This window comes from Streptomyces sp. NPDC048392 (assembly GCF_043200575.1).
GTDB lineage: Bacteria > Actinomycetota > Actinomycetes > Streptomycetales > Streptomycetaceae > Streptomyces.
The window spans coordinates 1-5,801 of the sequence record NZ_JBICYB010000084.1 but is presented as its reverse complement, the minus strand read 5'-3'; the positions used below and the strand labels follow the sequence as shown (position 1 = coordinate 5,801).

The following is a 5,801-nucleotide window of genomic DNA, read 5'->3' as shown; positions in this document are numbered from 1 at the left end:
CGCCCGTCGAATACGAAGCCAACTACTACACCGAACTCACGAAACCCCAGGTCATCACCACAATCTGAGATCTCTACCGAACCCGGGGCGGTTCAAGCAGACCTTCGCCCTGCTCCACCAGTTCAAACGTCTCGCCATCCGATGGGATCGACGCCTGGAACTCCACGACGCCTTGGTCTCATTGGGCTGCAGCCTCATCTGCTGGAGACGCCTGCAGAAGTTCGGATCATGAATCTGCGCTGCAGTTCTAGGCGTTACGGCTCACGATCGAGTTGGCGTATGACGCAAGATCCTGGACCCAAACCTGCAGACGCCGTCTCCTGAGCATGTCCAAGAGAGGGAGGGTGTACCGGTAGGTCGCTGACCAGGTGATGTCGGTGCCGCCATGGGGGGCTCGGGCGAGGTCCACAGACCCTCGATGAGAGGTGAACAGTCCTGCGGCCTGTTCGTAGCTGAACCGCTGGTTGGGAACCATCTCGACGACGCGCTCGCGGCAGCACACACGCCCAGTAAGGGAACGGATGGTGCGCAGGTCATCCACGCGTGCCGGTCGGTCGATTCCCGCAGGAACATCCCACTCGACGTCGGCGTAGGCGGACCACAACGGCCAGGATTCTGCATCCAGGAGCGCCGCGTAGACGATGGCGGCAGACGCCGATGAGTGCGAAGAAGCAGTAACAGCGAGGGACGACACCCCAACAAGGGTAGACCGCGTCTCACCATGATCGTGTTACGAGCTCTAAGCACCGCTCAGCGAGTTGGCGCTGCCCAAGGCCGCGTTCGAGCCGACTGCATTCCTGCGGCTCCTATTTCTAGAGATCGTGCTGCCATGGCTCCAGTTGTAGCGTGCATTCGCCGGTTTGGTTAACCGGCGATCGTCGGCTATGTTGCGCCGCGCTCAGTCGGTGAGCGAGTCGATCGGGGCGCTGCGCACGGCCGGCCCTCTGAACACGCCCCACCATCAGAGAGCCTCTCTGACGAGGGGTGTTGTGTTGTAGCTTCGTCGCCCGCAGGACGTCAACGGCTTGCCGATGTGATCCTTCTGGCTCGGGACGCGGACCAACTATTTGGTCAACCGCCGATCGTGCCCTACCGTTTTCGCACCGCCCTCGCCGACTCAATTCTCGGCGGCATTTCTGCCGTGAGAGATTGCGCCGGATAGGGCTGGACTTGCGTGACCAGGGTGTGGCTATGTTGACGACACCCCCGGTTAGCGCGCGAGCGGCCATCGACGCTCCAGCGTCAACGGCCCGACGCTCCACGCGCCTTCACACCCACCCCGCCCCGCCCCGCCCGACGGTGAATCGTGGGCTACCAGCCCACCAGCCACCGAGTGAGGACCTGCCCCCCTTGGCACGAATCCGCACCATCAAGCCGGAAGCCTTCGTCTCCGAGTCCCTGGCCGCCGTCTCCCTGACCGCCGAGCGCACCTTCTTCGGCCTGCTCACCCAGGCTGACGATCAGGGCCGTCACCGCGACCACGCCGCGATCATCGCCGGACAACTATGGGTCCTGCGTCCGGAGCACACGCCTGGCGACGTCGAACAGGACCTCGCCCAGCTTGCCGACGCCGGCCTGATATGCCGCTACAAAGGCCCGGGCGACAAGCGCTACCTGCACATCGTCACCTGGCAGCAGCATCAGAAGATCAACCGCCCCAGCGCGAGCCGCCTCCCCACCTGCCCGCACCACGACACGCTGACTCGCACCGCGCCCGGCGCCGACGCGCCGACTACGGGAGTCGGCATCACGGAGACCGCACCGCAGCCTCACGGAGCACTCGGTGAGGGCTCCGGGCGAATACGCGAGCCTGAGGTGAAGTCAGCCACCAATGACGAAGCACCAGGTCAGAGCGATTTCCTTGAGCCCTCCGTGAGGCAGCCGGAAGGGCTCAGTGAGGGAGCGGTGACGCCTCACGGCCCGGATCTAGGACCTAGGATCATGGATCTAGGAGATACCCCTTCGGGGGGCGCAAGCGCCCCCGCACCCCACGCCGTCTCGGCCAAGCAACTCATCGCCGAGTACGCCGTCGCGTGTGCACACCGCCCGCCCAAGGACGTCCTGGGCCATCTCGGTCACGAGGTGCGCAAGCTGCTCGGCGAAGGCATCGCGCCAGACCACGTCCGGGTCGGCCTGGAACGGCACCGTGCCAAGGGCCTGCACCCCAGCACTCTGCCGAGCCTCGTGCACGAGGCCATGAACGCGACCCCCACCGCGCCGATCGCCCACAGGGCGTGGACAAACCCCGCCGATGTCGAAGCCGCTTACGGGGGTGACCTCTGACCGCCACACTCACCCGCGAGCCCCACCGGGTCGGCCCGCTCGCCGACCGGCTCAACGGCATCCTGGCCAGTCGCGGCATCAACCTCGCCACCGCCAACGTCGAAGAAGAGCACGCCGCGCCCGTCACCGCGCTGGAACTGGCCGACGCCAGGATCCCCGCCCGCTACCGCCGAGCCCTGGCCGACCATCCGAGGGTCACCGCCTGGGCCGACGAAATCGCCCGCGCCGGACGCCCAGGCCCCGGCGGGCCGGGCATCGCCGAAGGCCCGTCGCTGCTGATCGCCGGCCCCACAGGCACCGGCAAAACCCACCAGGCGTACGGCGCCATCCGCACCCTGCTCGCCCGAGGGGTCCGTCTGCGCTGGGAAGCGACCACCACCGCCGATCTTCACGCGCGCCTGCGCCCGCGCGCCGGCCACGACGCCGAGCGTGACCTGCACACCCTTGCGCGCTGCCCACTGCTGTTCCTGGACGACCTCGGCGCGGCCAAGACCAGCGAATGGACCGAGGAGCTGACCTACCGGCTCATCAACCACCGGTACGAGCACATGCTCCCAACCCTCATCACCACCAACCTTCCCATGGAGCAGCTGCGCGCCACCCTCGGTGACCGCGTCGCCTCCCGCCTCGCCGAGATGACCGACCGCGTCATCCTCGAAGGACCCGACCGACGACGCCGCATCACGCCCGTCGCCTGACCCCGCCCAGCACCACCTTCCCTGGCCTTCGTCGCGTACCGGCCGCTCTCACCCCAATCACGGCCCGCACCGGCCTCTCGCCTCAGGGAGCCGCTCAGCGCACGGCCCCTTCGTCTCCCTCTCCCCCACGTCTTGGAGCCCCTCCTGCCTCCTCTCGCCCTCGCTCCCCTGGCTCGGAACAGCGACACGCCGCTCGTCCCCGATGGGGCCACCTCCCCGGTGACCGTTGCACTCCTCATCTCCCCCGTGTTGCTCGGCCTGCTCGCCGGTTGGCTGATCCACCGGCAGCGCCGCCGGGCGCCTCGCAGCAACCGCCAGCGCGGGACCATCGCAGTGCCCGTCGCAGCTCTGGCCGCCCTCGGCTGCACCGCCTACAGCGCGGACACCAGCTGGCGGTTCGCCGCCGACTACCTCAACATGGACGGCACCGCAGAGCGCGTCGCAATGTTCGCCGCCGCAGAGCTGGCCCTCTTCGCTACGGCCCTGATGGCCCGGCAGAACCTCAACGGCCCGAAGCAGGCACCCGGCCTGCCCGGCACCCTCACGTGGATCATCACCGCGGTCCAGATCCTGCCCGCCTACGCCGAGTCCGGGCTGGTCGGCGGCACCGTGCGCGCCTTCGTCGGCCCCGTCATGGCCGCGATGCTGTGGCACCTGTCCATGGGCATCGAGCTGCGCCACCGCACCCCCGACGCCGCCTCACGCAGCCTTGTCGCCGTCCTCGTCCGCCAGGCCCGCGAACGACTCCTGGCTCGCCTCGGCATCGCCGACCAGGACGCCGATGCAACCCGCCTCATCCGCGAGCGCGCGCTCAGCGAAGCCGTCGCCCTCATCCTTCGCGCCGAGTCGATGACCGACCGACAGCGCGGCAAGCGACAGCAACGGCGCCTGACTGAACGCCTACACGAGGCCCTGGAGCGGGCCGACGTCGACGGGGACCCGCTCCAGGACGAGCTGCTGTTGCGCAAGCTCGCCACCCGCAAGCAGGCCATCGGCCTTGCCTCCGTCACACTGCCGCCACGTTGGGAGGTCCCGGCCTCCACCCCCGCCCGGGAATCCGGGCACAGCAGCCCGCGCGCCGACCGCACGACAGAACTGCCGCGGGCAAAAGACGCTGCCCGCCCACACCCATCAGACCCGGGCGACGACGAGGCGCCTCCGGCTGCCCGCCCGCAGCCTGCCCGCCCGGTGCCCGGGCTGCCCGCGCGGGCAGAAGCCGAAGACGGTCTGGCACCCACGGGCAACAGCGCGGGCAGCATGTCGGACAGGCACGAGCGGAAGGCGGCTGCCCGGAAGAAACGTGACGCCGGCAAAGCCCGCGCCTCCGACGAGGTCATCCTCGATCACGCCCGCCGTATTCACGAGGAGACCGGCAGCGTCGGACGCGACCGGGTCGAGGATGCCCTGCGCGCCGCCGGTTACACCGTGTCCAGCGACGGTGTCGGACGAGTAGTCCGCGAGTTCAAGGCCCAGCTCAAGCCCACAGCTGGCGATCCGCTCCGCTGATCCCCCCAGCGCCAGCACTCCCAACCAGACCCCGACCCGAAGGGCCTCATGCACACACCGCGCCACGAAGACTCCATACCCCACGAGAAATCCCTGCCGACCGCCCCTGCCCCGTCGGGAGCAAGTTGGTGCAGGAGCATTGCTCCCGTCGGGAGCAATGCTCCTGCCTCTCCCGCCCCGGGAGTGGCAGTAGCGGATCGGCACCGGGAGACGCCGATCGTTGAGGATGCGACCGAGGGCGGATCGCATCCTGAGAGGGAAGAACCGCGCACGTGCCACAGCACCGACTGTGCTCACGCCTCTTCGCCGAAGCCCCGTGTGCAGCAGCGTGAGCGTCTGCGCGACGAGAAGAAGCGTGTGCGCCAGCCCAGCTGCCGCATGAACCACGACGAGTACCAACTCCTCGTCCGCGCAGCCGCCGAGTGCCGTATGAGCGTCGCCGGGTTCCTTGCCCGCGCGGCTCTCAACGCTGCCCGCGACCTCAACCGCACCGCCGCGAACATCGCGGATGAGAAAGAGATGCTGCAAGAGCTGTTCGCGCTGCGGCGGCACCTCGGGCAGATCGGCAACAACCTCAACCAGGTAGCCATAGCGCTGAACTCCGGAGCCGACGCCCCGCAGGCCGCGGCCGTCCTCGCCGCCGTCCAGCGTGCCGCCAAGCGGGTCGACGCCTTCACCCAGCAGCACCTGGACAACCAGGCGGCTGCGTGATCCCGCGTGTCCACACCAGGGGCACGCGCACCATCGGCCTGCTCCACTACCTGTACGGGCCCGGCACGCACGAGGAGCACATCGACCCGCACCTGGTGGCCGCCTGGGATGGCCTTGCCCCCGACCCCGGCCGAGACCCCGACGCCACGTACGGCGATCTCCAGCGGCTGCTCGACCAGCCGGTCATGGCCCTGCCCGAGAGCCGGCGGCCCGCCGAGCACGTGTGGCACCTGTCGGTACGCGCCGCACCGGAAGACCCGATCCTGTCGGACGAGCAGTGGGGCGAGATAGCGCGCAGGATGGTCGCCGCCACCGGTATCGCCCCCGACGGCGACGACGCCGCCTGCCGCTGGGCGGCCGTCCGGCACGCCGACGACCACATCCACATCATCGCCACCATCGTCCGCGAGGACGGCCGCCAAGCCCGTCTCCGCCAGGACGGCAGACGCTCCCAGGCCGAAGCCCGCAAGATCGAGACCGACTATGGGCTGCGCCGCCTCCACACCGGCGACGAGCAATGCTCAGGACTTGTGGATCGGCCTCGGGAGGGGTGCCTCGCGGAATGCGGAGGGCGTACCTTCCCGAGTGATCGATTGATGGTCA

At 68.8% G+C, this 5,801-nt stretch carries 6 protein-coding genes; 5 read left to right on the top strand and 1 reads right to left on the bottom strand.

The window, feature by feature from the left end; translation table 11 throughout:
- Positions 1-247: 247 nt before the first annotated feature.
- Positions 248-694 carry an SRPBCC family protein gene (locus tag ACGFYH_RS37145; protein WP_393807586.1) on the bottom strand — a complete coding sequence of 149 codons (447 nt, stop codon included), beginning with the start codon at positions 692-694 and terminating at the stop codon, positions 248-250.
- 656 nt (positions 695-1,350) lie between these two features.
- Here ACGFYH_RS37145 and ACGFYH_RS37140 point away from each other — a divergent pair.
- The 5 genes from ACGFYH_RS37140 to ACGFYH_RS37120 all read left to right on the top strand — a co-directional run.
- Positions 1,351-2,283, top strand: coding sequence for a hypothetical protein (locus ACGFYH_RS37140; protein WP_393807585.1), 933 nt, complete (start codon positions 1,351-1,353; stop codon positions 2,281-2,283).
- Positions 2,280-2,981: an ATP-binding protein gene (locus ACGFYH_RS37135; RefSeq protein ID WP_393807587.1), complete on the top strand. Its 702-nt coding sequence runs from the start codon at positions 2,280-2,282 to the stop codon at positions 2,979-2,981. The genes ACGFYH_RS37140 and ACGFYH_RS37135 overlap by 4 nt, the downstream gene beginning before the upstream one ends.
- A gap of 219 nt (positions 2,982-3,200) precedes the next feature.
- The gene (locus tag ACGFYH_RS37130) at positions 3,201-4,487 is read left to right on the top strand and encodes a hypothetical protein (RefSeq protein WP_393807584.1); all 1,287 of its coding nucleotides are present in this window, start codon (positions 3,201-3,203) and stop codon (positions 4,485-4,487) included.
- A 318-nt stretch (positions 4,488-4,805) separates the two neighbouring features.
- Complete coding sequence (locus ACGFYH_RS37125) at positions 4,806-5,198, top strand: plasmid mobilization protein (protein ID WP_393807583.1); 393 nt, start codon at positions 4,806-4,808, stop codon at positions 5,196-5,198.
- On the top strand, positions 5,195-5,801 hold a 607-nt coding region (locus ACGFYH_RS37120; protein WP_393807582.1), incomplete at its 3' end, for a relaxase/mobilization nuclease domain-containing protein. The genes ACGFYH_RS37125 and ACGFYH_RS37120, both read left to right, overlap by 4 nt.